Genomic DNA, 21,342 nt, shown 5'->3' with positions numbered 1-21,342 from the left:
TCAGTCCGGGCGTCGCGCCGACGCGATGAAGGTGGCCGGGAGATCTCGCGCGGTGTTTCCAGCGCTGTGGATCTCCGTGCGGGTCTCCTCGAGACCCGCCTGAGCGAACCAGCTCGCGACCTCGTCGAGGTCGAAGCCCAACCAGTGCACGCCGAGCTCCTGGCGCATCCACTCGTGTTCGTGGCGCACGAAGTCGATCAGGATCACCTGGCCGCCGGGACGTACGACGCGTGCCATCTCGCGGATCGCGTCGGCCGGTGACGGCAGGTAGTGCACCACCATGTGGGCGAAGGCGGCGTCGAGCTCGCTGTCCGAGAGTGGGAGGGCGCTGACTTCGCCTTCGCGCAGCTCGACCCCGGAGATGCCTTCGGCCTCGAGCTTCGTTCGCGCGGCCTCGAGCATGCGCGCCGAGTGGTCGATCGCGATCACCGACATGCCGAGCCGCGCGAGCTCGGCGGCGAGGATGCCGGTGCCCGTGCCGATGTCGGCGACGCGCAGCCCGGGAGGGACGAGACGAATGATGGCGCGGCTGCGCAGCGCATCGTCGTGGAAGACCTTGCGCAGGGCATCCCACTCGGGTCCGACCGCGTCGAAGAAGCTGCGCGTGCGCTCGGCACGCGCCTCCATCACCTGGGAGAGCGCGGCGATGTCGCGGGCGCGGGTGGCATCGTCGGCCAGATTCGCCTGGACGAGCCGCCAGGTCTCGCGCCAGGGCCCATCCTCGGGGAGGGCGAAGCGATAGAAGACGTAGGTGCCGTCGCGGCGATCCTTGAGCAGGCCGGCCTCGCGCAGGATCGCGAGGTGTCGTGAGACCCGCGATTGGGCCATCCCGAGTACGTCCATCAACTCCTGGACCGCGAGCTCCTCTTGTTCGAGCAGCGCGAGGACGCGAACCCGGGTCGGGTCCGAGAGCGTCTTGAAGACCTTCTGCAGCGCTTCCACGGCGGCTCCAGGCTATCTCAGGCCGCGTGGCTCAGCGCAGGGTGGGCCGCGCGGGCGTGCCCATCAGGGTCACCCGCACGGTGCCGTCCCGGCCGACTTTGACGCCCTGGCTCGCGAGCGAGCTCTGGATGGCGCCACTGACGGTCAGCTCGATCTCCAGGCGGAGCGGGGCGTTCGCGAAGCTCGGCCCCTTGCCCACGGTGCCGCGTCCCCGGCCGCTCGCGAGCGGAGAGTCGAGGTTGAGGTCGCGGATCTCGGCGAAGGCGTCGCCGCCCAGATCGAGGTCGCCGCTGAAGGTGGTGAACGGCAGCGCGAAGGGCAGGTTGGGGTGGCCCAGGGATCCGTCTTGCGCGTCGAATCGGATCTTGCCCTCGGTGCCCGCTTCGGTTCCATCGAGGGCGACGTCGGCATTGGCGATGCCTTCGAGCTGCAGCGGCGAGCGCAGCAGATCCGGCGGCAGCTGGGCGAGGTCGAGGTTCGCGAGCGTGCCGTGGAAGCCCCCGGCGTCTCCGAAGGTGGCGACTCCGTCCACTTCTCCCTGGACCGACGACACTTCGAGAGCGAGGGCCGGGTTCCCGGTCAGCCAGGAGAGCGAGAGGGCCGGGCGGGCCCCCACCTGATCGAGCTCGAAGCGCGCTCCGTTCGGGCGCACGATACGCACGGCCTCGGCCTCGAGACCCGGGCCCCATTTCACGATCCCGACGGAGATCTCGCCGAGCGAGATCCGCATTCCCGTCTGTCGCTCGACCGAGTCGGCGACGCGCTCGGCGAGGAGGTCGTAGGGGAAGCGAATCAGGATGAAGACGAAGGTGAGCGCGAGCGCCGCGAACAGGATTCCGGTGAGGCGCAGCGGCCGCGGTGACGTGGGCGTGGAAAGCGCGTCGCTCATCAGATGGGCTCGAAGGAGGAGACGGTGAAGGTGACGTCGAGGTACTGGGGGTTCTCGACCCGGGTCTTGATGCGGAGGCTCTTGACCGAGAGCGCCTGACGCGCCGATTCGATCTGATGCAGGTAGTTCACGGTCTGGGCCAGCGTGACGTTGCGCAGGCCCACCTCGACCTTGGTTTCCTTGTACTTCGGGTGGGTCGGCGACGCCTGGGGCTCCATCGACTCGATGTTCACGGTCGCCTGGCGTGCCAGGGTCTCCAGGGTGGTGCGCAGATTGCCGCGACCGCCGCTGCGAATGCGTTCCTCGACATCGGTGAGCCGCCCCTGGACGTCGTCGTAGTCGCGACGCAGTCGCTGCATGACGCGCAGCTGCTGGTCTGCGGTCACGAGCCGCTGCTCGCCCTCGTCTGCCGCGCTGAGGATCGGGTTCACGACACCCGCCCAGAGCAGGGCGACGGCGAAGAGCCCGCCCATGATCGAGACGAGCAACCGCTCGCGCGGCTCGAGGCCGGCGTAGGCCTTCTGGATGCGCTCCCAGAGTTCCTTCATGATTCCGCGTCCTCGCGGCTGGCGAGGCTGATCGTGACGTTGAACTTCTTGCCGCCGGTGCGCCGATCGGACTCGATGGCGCCGATGCGCGCCTGATCGAAGGGGCCGAACTTCGACAGCTCGGCGCCGAGCCGATCCGCCGCCTCGAAGCTGGTGGCGTAGACGCGAATGCGGATCGTCTGCTTGTCGATGCTCAGCTCTTCGAAGCCGACGTCGAGGTCCTTCGGGACCCGGCGCGAGATCTCGGTGAGCAGGTCGAGGGCCGACAGGTTGCCCCGGTAGACCCCGAGGAACTCGGCGCGTTCGTTGGCGTCCCGGACGGCCTCGCGCATGGCGCTGATCGGGTTGTCCGGGATGGCCTGGCCCGGGAACGCCTCCTGATGGAGTCGCTCGATCTCGCCTTCGACGCGGCCGGCGGCCTGGCTCTCGAAGACGGCGCCGACCGAGAAGCTGAGGACGGCGATGCCCGCCACGATCGCGGCGAGGGTCCCGGTGCTGCTGAATTCACGGCGCACGCGGGTGAAGTCGGCGCGGCGGGCGAAGTCGTCCTGGCGCAGATTGATCTGGGTGGTCGCGCGCGCCGTGCCGCGGAGCGCGAGGGCCAGCGCCGGCGCCAGCTGCACGGGCGATCCGCCCGCGACCAGGCCGAGCCCCGTCTCTTCCTTCGGAAGACCGATGCGCTCGACGGGGATCCCGACGCGGTCGGTCAGCCACTCGTCGATTCCGCTCAGCAGGGCGCCGCCCCCGAACAGGTGCACGCTGTCGACGCCACCGGGCACCTGGGGTTCGATCGCGCTGGCGAAGCGCACGATCTCATCGGCCAGCTTGTCGAGGATCTCGGCCGCGCGCGGGAAGGGCGTGCCGACTCCGGGCTCGGCGACGCCGTGCTGCTGCTTATAGCGCTCTGCGTTGTCGATGGTGAGCGAGCGCTCGTCGGCGATCGCTTCGGTGAAGCTGTGCCCCGCGATCGAGAAGGAGCGAGCGGCCACCGCGGCACCCTGGTGGAGCGCGCAGAGCGTCGTCTTCTCGTGGCCGATGTCGACCAGCAGGTGGGTGCCTTCGAGCTCGAACGCGCTCGTCAGGTTGGCGAGCACCAGACCCTCGGCCTCGATCGTGCGCGGGTCGCAGAAGGCCTCGTGCAGCGAGTCGATCAGCCCCGCGATCTCCACGCGGGGCGCGAGCACCGAGAGCACCTCCGAGCGGTTCCGCTCCTTCGAGGCGACGTCCCAGTCGATGATCATCTCGTCGAGGTCGTAGGGGACCTGGTCCTCGAGCTCGAAGGGCACCGCCTGGGCGAGGCGGCGCTTCTCGGCGAAGGGAAAGCTCAGACGACGCACCGAAACCCGGTCGCCGCGGATCGCCGCGACGACGTGGTCTCCCTGCATGGAGTGGGTCTGGAGCATTCGCGCGATCTGGTCCGAGAGCGCGAGCTCCGGGTCGCGCGGCTCCATGCAGGTGCGTACGACCTCGAGGGTCCGCAGCCCCTGCTCGAGCTCCACCGCCTTCAGCGAGTGGGACCCGACATCGAGGCCGAGCACGTTCTTCATGATGGGCACGCGACGTCTCCCCTCACCTGACGCGCCAAGATAGCAACAGCGGCGTGGTGGCCTGGCCGCGGTCGAAGACCGCCTCCACCACGCGCTGGACTTCACCCACCTGTCCCCGGGACACGACGCGGAAGACGTCGCTGGTGAAGTTCGGGGTCGGGTAGATGGCATTCTCGGACACCAGTTCACCTATCGGCGTGCAGCCCTCGGCACTTGCCTCCGCACAGACCCACCCGCCGGCGTCGCGGACCTCCAGGATCTCCCGGATCGCGTCCTCCGGGGCGAGCCGTAGGTCCACGCCATCATTGAAGAAAAGCAGGGCGAGCACGTGCGGCGGGGCGGTGTTGGGGTTGATCCCCCCGCCTCCGGCGTATGGGTACACGGTGATCCGGGGCCGCAGGGACTCCACCAGCGGGCCATCGAAGCCCGCCACCTGGCGCAGCTCGTCGACCGACAGGAGCGGGCGGTTGGGTACCCGGAACGGGGGCTCCCGGCGCAGGTAGAGGTCGTCCTCCGCGCCGCCCCGCAGCGAGATCGGGTCGTCATCGACGTAGTCGACGAGATTCGCGGCGAGCTCGACGGGATCGTAGAGCTTGTCCCCCGGCGGGAGCGGGATCTCGTCGATCGCGCGCAGGAGCAGCTGGTTCAAGAGCTCGAGCCCCACCGGCTCCGGGTTGCCCGCGTCATCGAACTGAATGACGGCATTCAGGTTGAGTCGCGACGAGAGGTCTTCGATCCGCAGTTCGAGGGTGCCGCGGTCGCCCACGGGAAACGCCTGGCCGCTCACACGAGCCCAGAGCTCCTCGCCGTGGTCGATGGCGAATCCGTTCTGCTCGGCCCGGTATCGGTCCTCGAGGAGCAACGCCATCGCCATCCGCACGCCGCCGCGCGCCAGGGCGTCCGCTTCCGAACGCGCGTCGCGGTTGGCGACGATCATGTGGTCGATGAGTGCCTTGCGCGTGAAGGTGGCGACGGTGCTGGTCAGGAGCAGTGCGAAGAAGAGCACCACGACCAGCACGATCCCGCGGCGTCGGTCGCTCATCGGCAGCTCGGCGACACCGCAGGGTGTCCAGCGAGGAGGTCCGAGTAGGGCGCGAAGGGGGTGTCGCCCGCTTGCTGGGCCAGCGCCTCGAGGGTGGAGATGTCGCTCGATGAGAGGCCGGTGCCGCCCGCGTCGATCGCGTTGAAGTCGATGCAGTCGGCGATCGTGAGGCCCTCGAGGTCCGGATCTTCGCCGTCCTCCCCACTCGAAGTCCCTCGCGCTCCATCGCCGTCGGGGTCGAAGAGCCGGACCAGGTCGAGCGGGCGCAGCGGGAGCTGGACGTGCCGCACGTGGCGGCGCGGCTGGTCGTCGAAGCCGAACTCGTCGACCGGCGGGGCGCCGTTCTTCAGCGCGACCTGGACCTCCACGGCGACGGGGAGCTCGGACGCGTCGAGCAGCTGCGCCGAGTTCCACTCGGTGACCCAGTTGCCCCCGCCGTCGAGGAAGCGGAAGCCGAAATAGCGGAGGTCGTCGGCCACGACGAAGGAGTTGGGATCGTCTTCGGGGGGGAATTCGAGGCGCAGCGCGTCGGGCAGGCCAGGGGCGGCCCAGCGTCGCAGGGTGAAGGTGTCGCCGTCGGTGTCGTCGCTGCGGTGGAGGGTGTACGCCACCTGGGCCAGGTCGGCGGCAGGGCCGGCGGTCGAGCGCGGGACCTGCCGCATCATGAACTGGAGCCGGTCGGCGCCGTCTCCGTAGCGGGATTCTGCGAAGAAGACCCAGGGGTGGGAGAGGGGATCCAGCTCGGCCGGCTTCGAGACCAGGATCGTGTGTTCCAGGTCGGCCGCGATGCGATCGAGGATCGTTGCGGCGCGCCGCACCTCGCGGGTGTTCTCGCTCGCACGGGTCGCTTGTCGGGAGAGATTCACGAAGAAGTTGATCGCCACCGCGAGCAGGATCGTCGTGACCAGGATCACGCCCATCACCTCGATCAGCGTGAATCCGTGCGGGACTGCCCGCTTCATCGGCCCTGGAGCTCCCGCTGCAGCTCGGGCGGGACGTTGCCACCGAGGGCCTCGACGAGGCCGTCGTCACCGCCGGCCGTGTCACCCGTGTCCGACGGAACGCCCGCGGCGTCGCCGCCATCGCCGGCCTGCTGGGCCTGGAGCAGATGGGCCACCGAGGCCGGGTCGAAGCCGTGGGTGGTGCGTCGCACCTGGTAGATCTCGCCGGCCTCGTCCCACTCGACGGCGAGTTCGATGCGCTGCAACCGGCTCTGGCCACGCTCGTCGATCAGCAGGGATTCGAGGCCCGTCTCCCGCGCTTCGAGTGCGGCCTGGCGCTGGACTTCCGCCGGGAGCAGGCTCAACACCTCCTCGGGGAGGACCTCGACCCGGACCGTGTAGGGCGGGACTTCCTCCTCGCTGGAGCCGAAGTCCAGGTTCTGTCCCATCGCGAAGGCCGCCTCGAGCTCACCGAGCCGCGCGTCGGCGAGAAGGGCCGCCTCGGCCCGGCGGCGATCGATGCCCTCCGAGCGCAGGCCTCGCAGCGCCGCGGTGGCGAGGACCGTGTAGAGGAGCCCGAGGACGAGCACCGCCGCGAGCACCTCGAGCAGGGTGAAGCCACTGGGTCGGGTGGCGCTAGACGTCGTCACGGATCCGGATCCGCTCGTCGAGCGGATAGACGTCTAGAGCGATGCGCAGACCTTCCTTGTCTTCGATCCAGATCCGGCTCTGGTCCGCGCTGCCATCCTGCTGGAAGAGCACGTAGGTCTGCCCGTCCTCGACCACGCCTTCGGGGGTATCGAGGGCCTGGAAATAGAAGGGCGCCGTCACGATCTGCAGGCGTCCGAAGTTCCCTGGAATCGGTTGGAAGCGCTGCTGCTGGGCCAGGGGCGCTTCCAGGTTCAAAGGCGCATTGCCGTAGAGGTCGAACGCGCCCGCCGCAGGCCGGGCGGGGCGGTCGGGATCGTCGGCGAGCCACTCCAGCCGGAACTCGGCCTCGTCGAGATCCATCCAGAGTCGGTGCGGGATCCCGGTGACGATCGCACGCTGACGCGCCAGCTCGAGCGGGCTGCTGATGCGCTGGGCTTCCGCACGCAGCGCGCGCTTGCGCAGCCCGCCCAGGTTGGGCGCGACGAAAGCCGCGACCAACGCCAGGATCGCCGCGACCGCCAGGATCTCGATGAGGGTGAAGCCCTGGCGTCGCTCTTGCGCGCGCCGTGTACCCATCGAGATCAGGTGTCGAGGTCGTCCGACGCCCAGTTGCCGATGTCGGCGTCTACGCCGGTTCCGCCCGGGGCGCCGTCGGCGCCCAGGGACCAGAGGTCGTAGGCGTGCTTGTTGTGCTGACCCGGCGCCTCGTACTGATAGGGGTTGCCCCACGGATCGGCCGGGACGCGCTTCTCCCGGAGGTAGCTGCCTCCGGGGGGCGCGTTGCGGGCGTCGGCGGGCGGTCGCACCAGCGAGACGAGGCCTTGTTCGCTCGTCGGGAACTTGGCGTTGTCCATGCGGTAGGTCTCGAGTGCAGCGTCGAGCATCTTCAGCTGGGAGCGGGCGGTGTTCACCCGCGCCTTGTCGATCTGCGGGAAGATGGCGATGCCGACGAGGGTGCTGAGCAATCCGATGATCAGCACCACCGCCATGATCTCGATGAGGGTGAAGCCGCGGGCTCGGCGTGCCCGGCCCTCGTTCGATTCGCAATCGTGGAGATGTCGGGGGTCGGTGTTCATGAGGTCTCCTCTCAACCCAAGGAACTCGTGATCTGTAGAAGGGGCACGAGCGTAGCCAGAATGATGACCAGCACGATGCCCACCATGACGAGAATCAAGAGCGGTTCGAGCAGGGCCGTGAGCCGCGTCACCGTGGTCTCGACCTGCTCCTCGTAGGTGTCGGACACCTTCACGAGCATGCCCTCGAGCTCGCCACTCTGTTCCCCCACCTCGATCATGTGGGTGACCATCGGCGGGAACTGGCCACTCGCGCGCAGCGGCGCCGCGACGCTGGCGCCCTCGGTGATGCTGGTGCGGGCGGCCTCGATGGCCTCGGCGAGCACCGTGTTGGCCGCGACCTCGCCCGAGGTCTGCAACGCGCGGGTAATGGGAAGGCCGCCCGAGAGCAGCGTGGAGAGCGTTCGCGAGAAGCGCGAGATGGCCACCAGCCGGACCATGCGTCCCACCACGGGAATCCGCAGGATCACGCGATCGTAGGTGGAGCGTCCGCGCTCGGTGCGCAGGATGGCACGGAACCCCATGGCGACGAGGATCCCGGCGATGATGAGCGCCCACCAGTAATCGCGGGTGAAGTTCGATAGCGCGATGATCCAGCGCGTGTAGAAGGGCAGGGGCTGGTTGAGGCTCGCGAGCAGTTCGGTGATCTGTGGCAACACGACGGTCACCAGCGCTCCGACCACCAGACACGCGAACAGGAACATCATCGCTGGATAGATGAGGATCGAGCTGACTTTGTTCCGCAGTCGGACCTGGCTCTCGAGGTAGTCGGCCAGGCGGTCCAGCACCGTCTCGAGGGCGCCGCCGGCCTCGCCGGCGCGGACCATGCCGATGTACAGCTCGGGGAACACCGAGCCCGAGGCGGTCATGGCGTCGGCGAGTGCCGCGCCTTCGTTCACGCGGTCGCGCACCTGGCCCAACACGTTCTTGAGCTTCTGGTTCTCGACCTGCTCGGAGAGCGCTCGCAACGCGCCGACCAGCGGGATCCCGGCGCCGACGAGCGTCGCGAGCTGGCGGGTGGCGAGCGCGAGGTCCAGAGAGGAGACCCGCTGCAAGCTGGGAAGGGAGAACTCGAAGCTCTTCCCACCCACGGAGGGGACCGCGGATTCGTGTCCCTCGGCCAGCTCCGTGAGGAAGATGCCGTCGCGACGCAGTCGAGCCCGGGCAGAGCGCGGGCTCTCGGCGTCGAGGTTCCCCCGCGTCTTCTTCCCGGAAGCCGTGACGCCCTTGTAAGCGTAGACCGGCACCCGTCCCCCTAGATCTGAGCGACCGCGGCCTGCTCTTCCGTGCCCCGGATGACCTCGGCCACCGAGGTCAGACCCGCCAGCACCTTCCGCGCCCCGTCTGCACGCAAGGGATGCATGCCCTGCTTGATCGCCGCGCTCTTGATCGTCTTCGAATCGATGTTCTGGCTGACCAGGTTGCGGATCGTGTCATCGACCTGCATCAGCTCGAAGATGCCGATCCGGCCCCGGTACCCGGCGTAGTTGCAACCCGCGCAGCCTTCCGGGCGGTAGAGGCGCACTCGCCGGCCCGACGCCTTGACGCCGAGGTCGCGCAGCTCTTCAGCGGTAGCTTCGTACGGCGTCTTGCAGTCCGGGCAGAGCATGCGCACCAGACGCTGGGCGAGGACGGCCACGAGCGACGAACCGACCAGGAAGGGCTCCACGCCCATGTCGACGAGTCGCGTGATGGCGCTCGGCGCGTCGTTGGTGTGGAGCGTGGAGAACACGAGGTGGCCGGTCAGCGATGCCTGGATCGCGATCTCTGCGGTCTCGAGGTCGCGGATCTCACCCACGAGGATGACGTTCGGGTCCTGACGCAGGATCGAACGCAAGCCGCTCGCGAAGGTGAGGCCGACCTTCGCGTTCACCTCGATCTGACCCACCCCCGGCAGCTGGATTTCGACCGGGTCCTCGATCGTGATGATGTTCTTGTCCGTCGCGTTGATGCGAGACAGCGCGCCGTAGAGCGTCGTCGTCTTGCCGCTACCGGTCGGGCCCGTGACGAGCACGATCCCGTTCGGCCGCGTGATCAGTTTCTGCATGGTCGCGAGCTGCTGCTCGTCGAAGCCCAGGGTCGTGAGGTCGAGGAGCTCCTGGGTCCGGGGCAACAGACGCATCACGACGCGCTCGCCGAAGGCGACGGGGAGCGTGCTGAGGCGGACGTCGTAGTCGCGCCCGGCGATCTTCAGGCGGATGCGGCCGTCCTGCGGCAATCGCTTCTCGGCGATGTTCAGGTGCCCCATGATCTTGATGCGCGAGACGATGCTGGCCTGCAAGGAGCGCGGCAGCGGCTTGATCGGCTCGTAGAGCACGTTGTCGATGCGGAAGCGGACGCGCAGCTCGTTCTCGAAGGGCTCGAGGTGGAGGTCGCTCGCGCGCTCCTTCACCGCGTTGTGCAAGAGCGAGTTCACCAGCTTGATGATCGGTGCGTCGTCGTCGCCCGACTCGAGCAGGTCCTGCGGTTCCTGGCTGATCTCGGTGGCCAGCGAGTCGAGGTCTTCGGCCGCGTCCGACGCCAGGGCGTCCGTGGAGCTCGGGCCCCGGTCGTAGACCTCGTTGATCGCGCCCAGGATGGTGCGCTGGGTGGCGAGCTCGATCTGGACCTCGGCGCCGTCGAAGAGCAGCCGCAGGTCGTCGAGGGGCGTCGTCTCGAGCGGGTTCGACACCGCCACGCGGACCGCACCACCCGGGTCGCGCCGGAGCGGCAGGATGCCGTGGTCCTTCGCGAACGCGATCGGCACCTTCTCGATCAGCGCCTCGTCGACATCCTCGATGTGGATCTGGTTGCGAATCGGCAGGTGGAGCTGCTCGCCGAGGGCACCCAGCAGCTGGTCGGCGGTGACGTGGCCCCGCGCTACCAGGTGCTCGCCCAATCGCCCGCCGTTCTCGCGGTGCGCGGCGCGCGCTTCTGCGAGCTGTTCATCGGTGAGGGACGTCGTGCGCAAGAGGATGTCGCCGACGTCGCGGCGTTCGACGACCCGCTCGTGGGCCGGGTGGGAGAGCGTGGTGGTCGCCTCACTCATTCGCTTCTTCCTCGTCCCGGATCAGGACAGCCGGGGCCAGCCCGTGGGAGCGCCGGACCGCTTCGCCGATGCGGTTTGCATCGTCGAGGGTCGCGTAGGGACCGAGGTGGACTTCGTAGATCACGCTGTCGCCGAACTGGGCGGAGACCAGCGTCCCGTCGTGGCCCGAGTCGATCAAATCGGTGAGCAGGTCCTGGGCCGCCTGGGGGTCGCTCAGGATCGCGGCCTGGAGCATGTAGCGATCGAACGCGCGGCTCGCGGCGGCGGCTTCCTCGCCGGCCGCCTTCTCCTCGCGGGCGCGTTCGATCTCCTTCATCCGATCGCTGGGGTAGCGCGCACTGTGCTTGGCCAGGCGTTCCCGAACCGGCTGGTCGTGGTAGTCGGGCTCGTAGGGGACGCCCTGCTCGCGGGCCAGCGCGATCCGCTGGGCCTCTTCGTCGAGCTCCGAGTCGTTGAGGGTGAGCGCGCGGCCCGTCGAGTGCTCGCGGAACTCCTCGCGGCGGCGGATGGTGTCGTGTTCGAGGTCGAGGGGCGTGCGTACGATGCGCGGCGTCAGGAAGACGAGCAGGTTCGTCTTGCGGATCTCCTCGTTCGTCGACTTGAAGGCCCAGCCGAGGAACGGGATGTCGCCGAGCCACGGGACCTTCGTGACGCTCTCGTCGAGCACGTCGGAGAGCAGGCCGCCGATCACGACGGTCTCGCCGTCGCGCACGACCACCGTGTTCTCGATGCGCCGGTTCGACAGCGCGACACCCACGTCGTTGACGTTGCCGACGGCGAGGTTCGAGTTGATCTCGGTGATCTCCTGGAAGATCTCCATGCGCAGGCTGTCGCCTTCGGTGATCTGGGGGGTCACGCGCAGGGTCACCCCGATGTCCTGGCGCTCGACGTTCACCGACGTCGCCAGACCGTCGGTCTGGCCTTGTGCGGACTCGACGCGGCTGCTGATGATCGGGATGTTGTCGCCGACGCGGATCTCGGCCTGCTCGTTGTCCGAGGTGAGGATGTGGGGCGCCGAGACGATGTTCACGTCGCCGTTGCTCGCCGACAGGTTGATGATCTGATCGATGATCGTGCCGCTGCCCCCGCGGTTCCCGGCGGCGTCGACGTCGCGCGAGTCGCGGACGAGGCGTCCCACCAGCGGCAGCGCGCCGTCACCCACCGCGCTCGCAATCGGCGCGACCGGCACGCCACTGGCACCAGCTGTCGTCGCCGTGGTGATCGCCAGGTTCGTGTCGCCGTTGATGGCCTGCAGCAACCCGGAGAAGCCGATGTCCTCGTCGTCGTTGACGGTCAGCTCCATGATCAGGGCTTCGACCGAGACCTGGGGGCGCTCGACGTCGAGCTTCTTGATGACCTCGGCGAGGGTGTTGAAGCCCTCGAGGCTGGCCTGGATGATCAGCGAGTTCGTCGCGGGGTCGGCCGAGACGTTGATGCCGTCGGACAGGCCGGTGACCGCGGTACGGATCGCCTGGGCGCCCTGGCCCGGCGTGCCGTTGCTCGTGGTCGTGGTGGTGGAACCGCCGCCACCGCCGAGCAGGCCGCTCAACGTCTCCGCCATCTCCTCGGCGTTCGCATTGTTCAGGTAGTAGACGTGGATGCGCCCGCCGCCGGTGACCGGGACGTCGAGCTTCGCCACCAGGCGTCGCACCTCGACGAGCGCGGCGCGCGGCGCCAACACCAGGAGCGAGTTCGTGCGTTCGTCCGTGATGATGCGGACCGGCGGCTTGTTCGCCTGGGCGGCGGGATTGTTGTTGTCGTTGCGCCGACGCGCAGCACGGCGCGTACGGGCGGCCCCCTGGGAGACCTCCGCGCCGTAGATTTCGGAGACCTGCTCCGCGAGGGTCGACGCGTCGGCGTGCACCACGTTGATGACGGCGAGCTCTTCCTTGTAGGTCTCGACGTCGATCGATTCGAGGATCGCGATCAGGCGGCGAATGTTCGACGAGGACTCGGTCAGGATCACCGTGTTCGTGGGCGCGTACGCCGCCATGGCGGCGTCCTTCGAGACCAGGGGCTTCAGCGTGTCGACGATCGAGTTGGCGTCGATGTAGCGCAACGGGATCAGGCGGGTGACGAAGCGATCGCGGTTCGGCGGGCGGCGCGAGCTCCGCACCGTCTCGATGCTCGACTCCTTCGCCTCGCGGATCGGCACCACCTTGATGGCGCCGCCGGGCGTGGTCACGGTGGTGAAGCCCTTCACCTGCAGCACGGACTCGAAGACCGCGTAGGCCTGGTCGACCGGGACCGGGTCGGGAGACACGATCGTGACGCGACCGCGCACGCGATCGTCGTAGATGAAGTTTCGGTTCGTGGCGCGCGCGATGGTCTCGATGACGTCCGCGAGTTCGGCGTCCGCAAAGTCGAGGGTGACGAGCGCCTGCTCATCGTAGTCCTGCGCGGAGACTGCGCTCGGCCCACCCCATGCCATGCACAGCACGAGGCAGAGGGCGGCGCCCCAGCAGCCCCAGGTGCTCGGCTGGCGATCACTACTCATCGACGTTCAGGTCCTTGTTCCACTCGGTTCCGTCTTTGCTGTAGCCCGCCACGTTGAGCTCGTCGGCTTCCGACAGCTCCTGCAGGATCTTCACGCTCTCGTCGGGCGAGTCGATCGGGATCCCGTTGAACTCGGTGATCACGTCGCCGTCCTGCATCCCGAGCTCTTCGAAGAGACTCCCGGATTTGATGCCGCTCACCTGGAGGCCCACCATCTCGCCGTCCTCGAACTTCGGCAGGATGCGGGCCTGGGAGAGCAGGCTTGCCGGGTTCCGCAGGTTCTGCTGCACCTGGTTGCGGGTGACCGTCTGTCGCGGGCGGACACGCGGGGGACGCGCTCGGGCGCTGCGCACGGGCCGCGCCTTCGGCTTGCCGTCGTCCTCCAGGGTGAGCTCGCGGGGCAGGCCGTTCTCCGAGAGCACGACCCGGCGCCGCTCGATGCGGGTGACGAGGGCCTTGTTCTTGATCTGGTCGCCGACGCCCACCACGAAGGTGTCGTTGGCTTCCTTGTCCCGGAGCGTGGCGCGGGAGAGCCCCGGATCACTCGCGGCGAACGTGCCCAGCAGCGTCACCGGGAGCTTCGACTTCTCGAGCTCTTCCTCTGCCTCGGCGACGTCGACCGAGGCTTGGAGCGTGCTCGAGTTGAACAGATTGCGGTCCAGGATGGCCTGGCGGTCGGCCCAGTTGCGCGTGCCGACTGCGGCCGCGGTCGGTGCAGACACGTGCACTTCGGGGGAGGGGGCGAGCAGGGTCGAGGCGATGATCTCGTTCACGGTCTCGGCCGCCAGGAAACATCCCAGGACGAACAAGACGCCGTTCGCCGTCCAGCTCAGCAATGAACCCATTGGTGGCTTGCCCGCTCCAACGCCCGTTTTGTCGCGTTTCGCCGAATCGAACCCGCCCCGTCTCGGGCCTGAGCGCAACTCGGCGAGTATACCGGCGCCCCCCCGGCGCTCAACGGATACTCCGCGCGAATTCAGATAGTTAGGGCGTTCCCCTCGTATCGGCGATCCGGTTCCCGGGCTTGTGACGTCTCTCACCTTGCGCAAGTTCCCGACCCCCTAGGGGAACCCATTGGGCCCGACGCGAGCGAGTTGATTTGGCCCCATTTCGGGATTTTCTCGGTCTCTTGCTTGACACCCCCCCAGAAGCGCCCAGGTTTCGCGCGTTTCGGCGCTCCGGCGGTCGTTCCGACCCCCCGGCCGGAGCGATTCACACCCTTTCTTCTTTCAGCGACAGCGAGGATTTCATGGCAGACGGCAAGGTCATTGGCATCGATCTGGGGACCACCAACTCCGTGGTGGCGGTGATGGAAGGCGGTCAGCCGACCGTCATTCCGAATGAGGAAGGCGGCCGCACCACACCCTCGGTGGTGGCGTTTTCCGACGAGGGCGAGCGCCTGGTCGGGGCCATCGCCAAGCGTCAGGCCGTCACCAACCCGACCGGCACCATCTACTCGATCAAGCGCTTCATGGGGCGGCGGCTCGAGGAGGTCCCGGAAGAGATCAGCCTGGTTCCCTACGAGGTCGTCCAGGGCAAGGAAGGCACCGCGGCCGTTCGCATCGGCGACAAGGACTACACGCCGCCCGAGATCTCGGCGATGGTGCTCCAGAAGCTGAAGTCCGCGGCCGAGGCCCACCTCGGTCAGGAAGTGACCGGCGCGGTGATCACGGTGCCGGCCTACTTCAATGATGCCCAGCGCCAGGCCACGAAGGACGCGGGCAAGATCGCGGGCCTCGAGGTCAAGCGCATCATCAACGAGCCGACGGCCGCCGCGCTCGCCTATGGCCTCGACAAGAAGGCCGACGAGAAGATCGCCGTGTTCGACTTCGGCGGCGGCACCTTCGACATCTCGATCCTCGAGGTTGGCGAGAACGTCGTCGAGGTGAAGGCGACCAACGGCGACACCCACCTCGGTGGAGACAACTTCGACCAGCGGCTGATCGAATACCTGATCGCCGAGTTCAAGAAGGACCAGGGCGTCGACCTGGCGGCGGACCCGATGGCCGTCCAGCGTCTCCGCGAAGCCGCGGAGAAGGCGAAGATCGAGCTCTCGTCCGCGCCCTCGACCGACATCAACCTGCCGTACATCACCGCAGACCAGAGCGGTCCGAAGCACCTGGCGATGAAGCTCAGCCGCGCGAAGTTCGAGCAGCTGGTGGAGGATCTCGTCGAGCGCAGCCTCGCGCCGTGCCGCCAGGCACTGACCGACGCGGGCTACGGCCCCTCGGACGTCGACGAGGTGGTGCTGGTCGGTGGTACGACGCGCATTCCGATGGTGCAGGAGAAGGTCAAGGAGCTCTTCGGCAAGGAGCCGAACCGCACGGTGAACCCGGACGAGGTCGTGGGAATCGGCGCTGCGGTCCAGGGGGGAGTGCTCGCCGGCGACGTGAAGGACGTTCTGCTCCTCGACGTGACGCCGCTGTCGCTCGGGATCGAGACGCTCGGCGGCGTGATGACCAAGCTGATCGAGAAGAACACCACGATCCCCACGAAGCGAAGCCAGGTCTTCTCGACCGCTGCGGATAGCCAGCCCCAGGTGGAGATCCACGTGCTCCAGGGCGAGCGCGAGATGGCCGTCGACAGCCGCACCCTCGGCAAGTTCATCCTCGACGGGATCCCGCCGGCGCCGCGCGGTGTGCCCCAGATCGAGGTGACCTTCGACATCGATGCGAACGGCATCCTCTCGGTCCACGCCAAGGATCAGGCGACGAGCAAGGAACAGTCGATCCGGATCGAGGGCAGCGGCGGTCTCTCGAAGGACGAGATCGACAAGATGGTCGCCGACGCCGAGGCTCACGCGGGCGAGGACCAGCAGCGGCGCGACAGCATCGAGAAGCGGAACAATCTCGACTCGATGATCTACCAGGCGGAGAAAACGCTCAGCGAGAACGCCGAGCAGATCGACGCCGAGGAGAAAGCGAAGGTCGAGTCGGCGATCGAGGCCGCGAAGAAGGAGCTCGAGAGCGACGACCCGGCGAAGCTCGATGCAGCCCAGCAGCAGCTCGAGCAGTCGCTCCACGGGATCGCCGAGCAGCTCTACAAGGCCCAGGCGGCCGAGGGCGGAGCGCCTGGACCCGATGCGGGTGCCGCGGGCGGTCCGGCCGGAGGCCCGACCGGTGGAAACGCCGACGACGTGGTCGACGCCGAGTACACCGAAGAGAAGGACGCCTAAGGGCGTCCGAGGACGGGTTCAGGAGGAGGGATGCGAGACCCGAAGCGCGCCGAGACCGCGACGCCGCACTACGGCGACTTCACGGACCGGCTGCGGGGCGATCACTGGCAACCGGACGTCGACGTCTACGAGACGGAGAGCGCGGTGATCGTGCGTGCAGAGATCGCCGGTGTCCGCCGCGACGCACTCCGGGTCACGATGGACGGAGACGTCCTGCGCATCCAGGGTCAACGCGACGCCGCAGGGTCCGAGGCCAGCCGGCTGCACCAGATGGAGATCGCCACCGGCCCCTTCGAGCGTCGGGTGCGGCTGCCGGTCGCCGTGGACCGTGAGAAGGTCAGCGCGCACCTCGAGGATGGTGTGCTGACGGTCACGCTGGGGCGAAAGTCGGAGCGGCGCGACGTGCCGGTCATGGGAGAATGAGCATCCGAAAGGGAATCGGGAGCACGACGGAACGAGCGATGAGCGAAGAGCGCGAAGAGATTCAGCCCAATCTGGGCGGAGCTGGAGGCACCGAGATCTCGGTGGGGACCGGGGACGACGGTGAAGAGCTCACCATGCCGTCGTTGCCCGATGCGTTGCCCGTGCTTCCGCTCAAGAACACGGTGCTCTTCCCGAACCTGTTATCGCCCCTGTTGGTCAACACCGATCGCTCGCGCAAGCTCATCGACGAAGTGCTGCGCAGCCCGGACCGCTTGCTCGTGTGTACCGCGGTGCGGCGTCCCGTCGACGCCAGTCCGGGGCCGGATGACGTCTATCGCGTCGGTACGGTCATGCGCATCGCGAAGATGCTCAAGTTCCCCGACGACTCGTATCGTCTGCTCGTCCAGGGCGTGACCCGCGCCCAGATCGAGAGCTTCGTGTCCCAGGATCCGTTCCTCGTGGGTCGCGTGTCGCGACTCGAGGACACGGGCGAGAGCGAGTCCGTCGAGATCACCGCGCTCTCCCGCAACCTCGCCCAGCAGTTCGTGTCACTCGTCTCGGCGAGTTCGCGGCTCTCCGACGAGCTCCAGGTGCTGGCCCAGGGCGTGGACGATCCCTCGAAGCTCGCGGACCTGGTGGGCTCGCACCTCGACTTCGACGTCGCCGCGAAGCAGGGCGTCCTCGAGGAGCTCGACGTGCGGCTTCGGCTGGAGCGCGTGCTCGACGAGGTGTCGCGCGAGCACGACGCGATGAAGGTCGAGAGCGAGATTCGCGAGAAAGTGCAGACCGAGGTCGGTCGCACACAGCGCGACTACATGCTGCGACAGCAGCTCGAGACGATTCGCCAGGAGCTCGGTGAGGCCGAGGACTCGGACACCGAGGTCGAGCGGCTGCGGGAGCGGATCGAGGCGGCCGGGATGCCCGAAGAGGCGCTGCAGCAGGCGACCCGCGAGCTGGACCGGCTGGCCCAGATGCCCGCTGCGGCGGCCGAACACGGCGTGATCCGCACCTACCTCGAGTGGATGGCCGATCTCCCGTGGGAGAAGCAGTCCGAGGACCGTCTCGACCCGGACGAGGCGCGGCGGATCCTCGACGAGGACCACTACGGGCTCGACAAGATCAAGGACCGCATCGTCGAGTACATCGCGGTGCTGTCGCTGAAGAAGGACCTCAAGGGTCCGATCCTCTGCTTCGTCGGCCCGCCGGGCACGGGGAAGACGTCGCTGGGGCGCTCGATCGCGCGCGCCCTCGGTCGCGAGTTCCAGCGCATCTCGCTCGGTGGTGTCCGCGACGAGGCGGAGATCCGCGGACACCGGCGGACCTACGTCGGTGCGCTTCCCGGTCGGATCGTTCAGAACCTGAAGCGTGCGGGCACGCGCAATCCCGTGTTCGTCCTCGACGAGGTGGACAAGGTGGGCGCGGACTTCCGCGGCGACCCGTCCTCGGCCCTGCTCGAGGTGCTCGACCCCGAGCAGAACGGGACCTTCAGCGATCACTATCTCGAGGTGCCCTTCGATCTCTCCCAGGTGCTCTTCATCGCCACCGCGAACCAGATGGAGCCGGTTCCGCCGGCGCTGCGCGACCGCATGGAGGTGATCGAGCTGCCCGGATACACCGCGGAGGAGAAGCTCGAGATCGCCCGGCGCTTCCTGCTGCCGCGCCAGCTCGAGCAGAACGGCGTGGCGGATCGTGGGGTCGAGATTTCCGAAGACACGCTCAAAGTGGTGATCGCGAGCTACACGCGTGAGGCCGGGGTGCGCAACCTGGAGCGGGAGATCGGAGCGATCGCCCGCAAGCTCGCGCGGCGGGTGGCCGAGAGCGGCGCCGACACCAACCTGCGTGTGGCTCCCGAAGATCTCGCGGAGCTGCTGGGCCCGGTGAAGTTCGAACCCGAGGTGGCGGAGCGGACCGGCCATCCCGGCGTGGCGGTCGGCCTGGCCTGGACGCCCGCCGGCGGCGACATCCTGTTCGTCGAGTCCACGAAGATGCCGGGCAAGGGAGACCTCAAGCTCACCGGCTCGCTCGGTGACGTGATGCGCGAGTCGGCCGAAGCCGCGCGTTCCTGGTTGCGCGGTCGTGCAGACGATTTCGGGCTGGACCGCGCAGACTTCGGCGAAGCCGATCTGCATCTCCACGTGCCGGCGGGGGGAGTTCCGAAGGACGGCCCCTCTGCCGGGATCGCGATGGTGACCTCGCTCGCGTCCCTGATGACGGGGCGCTTGGGTCGACCCGACATCGCCATGACCGGAGAGATCACGCTGCGAGGTCGCGTGCTGCCGGTGGGCGGAATCAAGGAGAAGGTGCTGGCCGCGAAACGGGCCGGCATCGAACGGGTGGTGCTTCCCGCGCGTAACCGCAAAGATGTGGAAGAGATCGAGTCGGGCCTGCTGGATGGCCTCGAACTCGCCTACGTGGGGACCATCGATGAGGCGCTCGAACACACCCTCCAAGCGGCGAACTGACGCGCGGACGCTCGCGCTCCTCGCGGGCGTCGCGCTGACCACCTCGGCGTGCGTGACCGCTTCGACGCACGGAGAAGTGGTCGACGAGCGCGATGCGCTGCGCGGCCAGGTCGAGAGCCTGACGCGCTCGAACGCTGCGATGGGGCAGGAGCGGGTCAAGCTCCTCGAGGAGATGGAGGACCTGCGCGAGACCCGGGAAGGGCTGTCGCGCGATGTCGCCGAACTCCAACGCACGCGCGATCGGCTCTCGACCGACCTGCGCGAGCGGGAGGAGCAGGTCGAGGAGCTGTCGAAGCTCTCCGGGAACTACGAAGCGCTCGTGAAGGACCTCGAATCCGAAGTCGCCGCCGGCCAGATCCAGATCGAGCAGCTCACCGAGGGGCTCCGGCTCAATCTCTCGCAGGAGATCCTGTTCCGGTCGGGCGCCGTGAAGCTCGAGCCCTACGGCATCGAAGTGCTGCGCAAGGTCTCCGCCCAGCTCGTCAAGTTTCCGCAACAGGTAGAAGTCCAGGGTCACACCGACGACGTTCCGCTGTCTTCGGGACTCGCGCGTCGGTGGGGCACGAACTGGGAACTCGCGGCCGCGCGGGCCACTCAGGTGGTGCGCCTCTTCGAAGGCGAGGGCGTCGATCCGAGTCGGCTGCGCGCGGTGTCCTACGGACCCCATGCGCCGGTGGCGGAGAACGATTCGGCCGAGGGCCGCGCGCAGAATCGCCGGATCGAGATTCGCCTGATCCCGGTCAAGGGCGACGGTGCGGCGTCGACGGGGAGCGACGAGGCCGCGTCGGCTTCGTGACCCCGTCGCGCGGCGCGCGCGACGCGTTGGAGTCCTGGTTCGCGGCGGCGCTCCGCGCGGTGGATCCTGCCGCCTGCCTCGCTGAACACGTGCGTCTGGACGCCGACGACGCGGTGGTCCTGGGAGGGCGTCGGGTCGAGCCCGGCGGGCGCTTGTTCCTCCTGGCGCTCGGCAAAGCCGGGGGATCGCTCGCGCGCGGCGCAATCGATCGTCTGGGCGGCAGCATCGCCCAGGGCTTCGTGCTGGTTCCCGACGGGTGCGCCCAGCCGCTCCAGAGATGCCGCGTGTTCGAGGCCTCCCATCCGGTCCCCGACGCGCGCGGCGTGTTCGCGACCGAGCAGCTCCTCGCATGGCTGGCGACGATCGAGCCGTCGGACACGCTGCTCGTGCTGCTGTCGGGCGGCGCTTCGTCGCTGCTTTGCGCGCCGGCAATCGGGCTCGCTCTGACCGACCTGCAGGCCGCGACGGAGATGCTCCTGCGCGGGGGCGCGTCGATCGACGAGCTCAACGCGGTTCGCAAACATCTGGCCCGGGCGACGGGAGGGCGCGCCGCGGCCGCGACACGCGCGGGTCGCGTCGACGTGTTCGCACTCTCCGACGTGCCGGGAGATCGCCTCGACGTGTTGGCGTCCGGGCCGTTCGCGCCCGACCCGAGGACCTTCGCCGAGGCCCTCGACATCTGGGATCGTCACGCGAGCGAGACGGCGTCGCAGGGAAGCGCTGCCCGCGACTTATTGCGGGCTGGTGTCGACGGCGGGCATGCCGAGACCCCGAAACCGGGCGACCCGTGCTTTGCCAACGTGACCCACACGCTGCTGGCGAACAACGCCACGGCGGTGGAAGCCGCTGTGGCGGCCGCCGAGGCCGACGGATTCGACACACGCGTCCTCCCGCACGGGTTGGTGGGCGAGGCCCACGAGGCCGGCCGGCAGCTTGCCTCCGAACTCCGCGCAGGGCCCGGGGACGGCCCCCAACTGGTCGTGGCAGGCGGCGAAACGACGGTGCGGGTGCGCGGAACGGGTCGCGGCGGCCGCAGTCAGGAGCTGGCGCTCGCCGCGGCGCTCGTTTTCGACGGCGACGCGGCGTGGTCCCTGCTGGCTGCGGGTACCGACGGCATCGACGGGCCCACCGACGCGGCCGGTGCGTACGTGGACGGCGCCACCGTGGAGCGCGGGAGACGGCTCGGTGTCGACGCTGCCGAGGCCTTGCAAAACAACGACAGCTACGGCTTCTTCGCGGCGGAAGGGGGACTGCTGCGTACGGGCCCGACGGGCACGAACGTCATGGATCTCGTGCTCGCGCGACGGGATTCCGCCCGCTAGAGCAGAG

General features: G+C 68.4%; 18 protein-coding genes. 5 read left to right on the top strand and 13 right to left on the bottom strand.

The window, feature by feature from the left end:
- Genes AAF430_16955 through AAF430_16895 form a run of 13 tightly spaced genes read right to left on the bottom strand, consistent with a single transcriptional unit; the run spans nucleotide 1 to nucleotide 14,002 of the window.
- Nucleotides 1-942, bottom strand: coding sequence for a metalloregulator ArsR/SmtB family transcription factor (locus AAF430_16955; GenBank protein MEM7411921.1), 942 nt, complete (start codon nucleotides 940-942; stop codon nucleotides 1-3).
- A gap of 31 nt (nucleotides 943-973) precedes the next feature.
- Nucleotides 974-1,831 carry a type II secretion system protein GspN gene (gspN, locus tag AAF430_16950; GenBank protein MEM7411920.1) on the bottom strand — a complete coding sequence of 286 codons (858 nt, stop codon included), beginning with the start codon at nucleotides 1,829-1,831 and terminating at the stop codon, nucleotides 974-976.
- Complete coding sequence (gene gspM, locus AAF430_16945) at nucleotides 1,831-2,379, bottom strand: type II secretion system protein GspM (GenBank protein MEM7411919.1); 549 nt, start codon at nucleotides 2,377-2,379, stop codon at nucleotides 1,831-1,833. Before gspM ends, gspN begins: the two co-directional genes overlap by 1 nt.
- Nucleotides 2,376-3,926 carry a pilus assembly protein PilM gene (gene pilM / locus AAF430_16940; GenBank protein MEM7411918.1) on the bottom strand — a complete coding sequence of 517 codons (1,551 nt, stop codon included), beginning with the start codon at nucleotides 3,924-3,926 and terminating at the stop codon, nucleotides 2,376-2,378. The genes gspM and pilM overlap by 4 nt, the downstream gene beginning before the upstream one ends.
- Nucleotides 3,927-3,948: 22 nt before the next feature.
- Nucleotides 3,949-4,968 carry a type II secretion system minor pseudopilin GspK gene (gene gspK / locus AAF430_16935; GenBank protein MEM7411917.1) on the bottom strand — a complete coding sequence of 340 codons (1,020 nt, stop codon included), beginning with the start codon at nucleotides 4,966-4,968 and terminating at the stop codon, nucleotides 3,949-3,951.
- Entirely contained in the window at nucleotides 4,965-5,930 is a 966-nt protein-coding gene (locus AAF430_16930; GenBank protein MEM7411916.1) for a type II secretion system protein GspJ, read from the bottom strand. The genes gspK and AAF430_16930 overlap by 4 nt, the downstream gene beginning before the upstream one ends.
- Complete coding sequence (locus tag AAF430_16925) at nucleotides 5,927-6,559, bottom strand: prepilin-type N-terminal cleavage/methylation domain-containing protein (GenBank protein MEM7411915.1); 633 nt, start codon at nucleotides 6,557-6,559, stop codon at nucleotides 5,927-5,929. Before AAF430_16925 ends, AAF430_16930 begins: the two co-directional genes overlap by 4 nt.
- On the bottom strand, nucleotides 6,546-7,136 hold the full coding sequence (locus tag AAF430_16920) for a prepilin-type N-terminal cleavage/methylation domain-containing protein (GenBank protein MEM7411914.1): 591 nt from the start codon (nucleotides 7,134-7,136) through the stop codon (nucleotides 6,546-6,548). Before AAF430_16920 ends, AAF430_16925 begins: the two co-directional genes overlap by 14 nt.
- 5 nt (nucleotides 7,137-7,141) lie before the next feature.
- Nucleotides 7,142-7,636, bottom strand: coding sequence for a type II secretion system major pseudopilin GspG (gene gspG, locus AAF430_16915; GenBank protein ID MEM7411913.1), 495 nt, complete (start codon nucleotides 7,634-7,636; stop codon nucleotides 7,142-7,144).
- Between the two features lie 11 nt (nucleotides 7,637-7,647).
- Entirely contained in the window at nucleotides 7,648-8,880 is a 1,233-nt protein-coding gene (gene gspF, locus AAF430_16910; protein MEM7411912.1) for a type II secretion system inner membrane protein GspF, read from the bottom strand.
- An 8-nt stretch (nucleotides 8,881-8,888) separates the two neighbouring features.
- Nucleotides 8,889-10,661, bottom strand: a complete 1,773-nt coding sequence (gspE, locus tag AAF430_16905) for a type II secretion system ATPase GspE (GenBank protein ID MEM7411911.1) — start codon at nucleotides 10,659-10,661, stop codon at nucleotides 8,889-8,891.
- Nucleotides 10,654-13,158: a type II secretion system secretin GspD gene (gene gspD, locus AAF430_16900; protein MEM7411910.1), complete on the bottom strand. Its 2,505-nt coding sequence runs from the start codon at nucleotides 13,156-13,158 to the stop codon at nucleotides 10,654-10,656. Before gspD ends, gspE begins: the two co-directional genes overlap by 8 nt.
- Nucleotides 13,151-14,002: a type II secretion system protein N gene (locus AAF430_16895; GenBank protein ID MEM7411909.1), complete on the bottom strand. Its 852-nt coding sequence runs from the start codon at nucleotides 14,000-14,002 to the stop codon at nucleotides 13,151-13,153. The genes gspD and AAF430_16895 overlap by 8 nt, the downstream gene beginning before the upstream one ends.
- Before the next feature lie 404 nt (nucleotides 14,003-14,406).
- On the opposite strand from AAF430_16895, the gene dnaK reads away from it, so the two are divergent.
- The 5 genes from dnaK to AAF430_16870 are packed head-to-tail and all read left to right on the top strand — an operon-like array spanning nucleotide 14,407 to nucleotide 21,335.
- Nucleotides 14,407-16,332 (top strand): molecular chaperone DnaK, encoded by a 1,926-nt coding sequence (dnaK, locus tag AAF430_16890; GenBank protein MEM7411908.1) that lies wholly within the window; start codon nucleotides 14,407-14,409, stop codon nucleotides 16,330-16,332.
- Between the two features lie 30 nt (nucleotides 16,333-16,362).
- Nucleotides 16,363-16,755: an Hsp20/alpha crystallin family protein gene (locus AAF430_16885; protein MEM7411907.1), complete on the top strand. Its 393-nt coding sequence runs from the start codon at nucleotides 16,363-16,365 to the stop codon at nucleotides 16,753-16,755.
- Nucleotides 16,756-16,793: 38 nt separating this feature from the next.
- A complete protein-coding gene (lon, locus tag AAF430_16880; GenBank protein ID MEM7411906.1) occupies nucleotides 16,794-19,217 on the top strand; it encodes an endopeptidase La in 2,424 nt (807 codons plus the stop codon).
- Nucleotides 19,218-19,269: 52 nt separating this feature from the next.
- The gene (locus AAF430_16875; GenBank protein MEM7411905.1) at nucleotides 19,270-20,013 is read left to right on the top strand and encodes an OmpA family protein; all 744 of its coding nucleotides are present in this window, start codon (nucleotides 19,270-19,272) and stop codon (nucleotides 20,011-20,013) included.
- Nucleotides 20,010-21,335 (top strand): DUF4147 domain-containing protein, encoded by a 1,326-nt coding sequence (locus AAF430_16870; protein MEM7411904.1) that lies wholly within the window; start codon nucleotides 20,010-20,012, stop codon nucleotides 21,333-21,335. Before AAF430_16875 ends, AAF430_16870 begins: the two co-directional genes overlap by 4 nt.
- Nucleotides 21,336-21,342 lie beyond the last annotated feature (7 nt).

The organism is Myxococcota bacterium, assembly GCA_039030075.1.
In the GTDB taxonomy this organism is placed as follows: Bacteria; Myxococcota_A; UBA9160; order UBA9160; family SMWR01; genus JAHEJV01.
The sequence above is the reverse complement of the archived record's forward strand: the minus strand, read 5'-3'. Positions and strand labels throughout refer to the sequence as shown.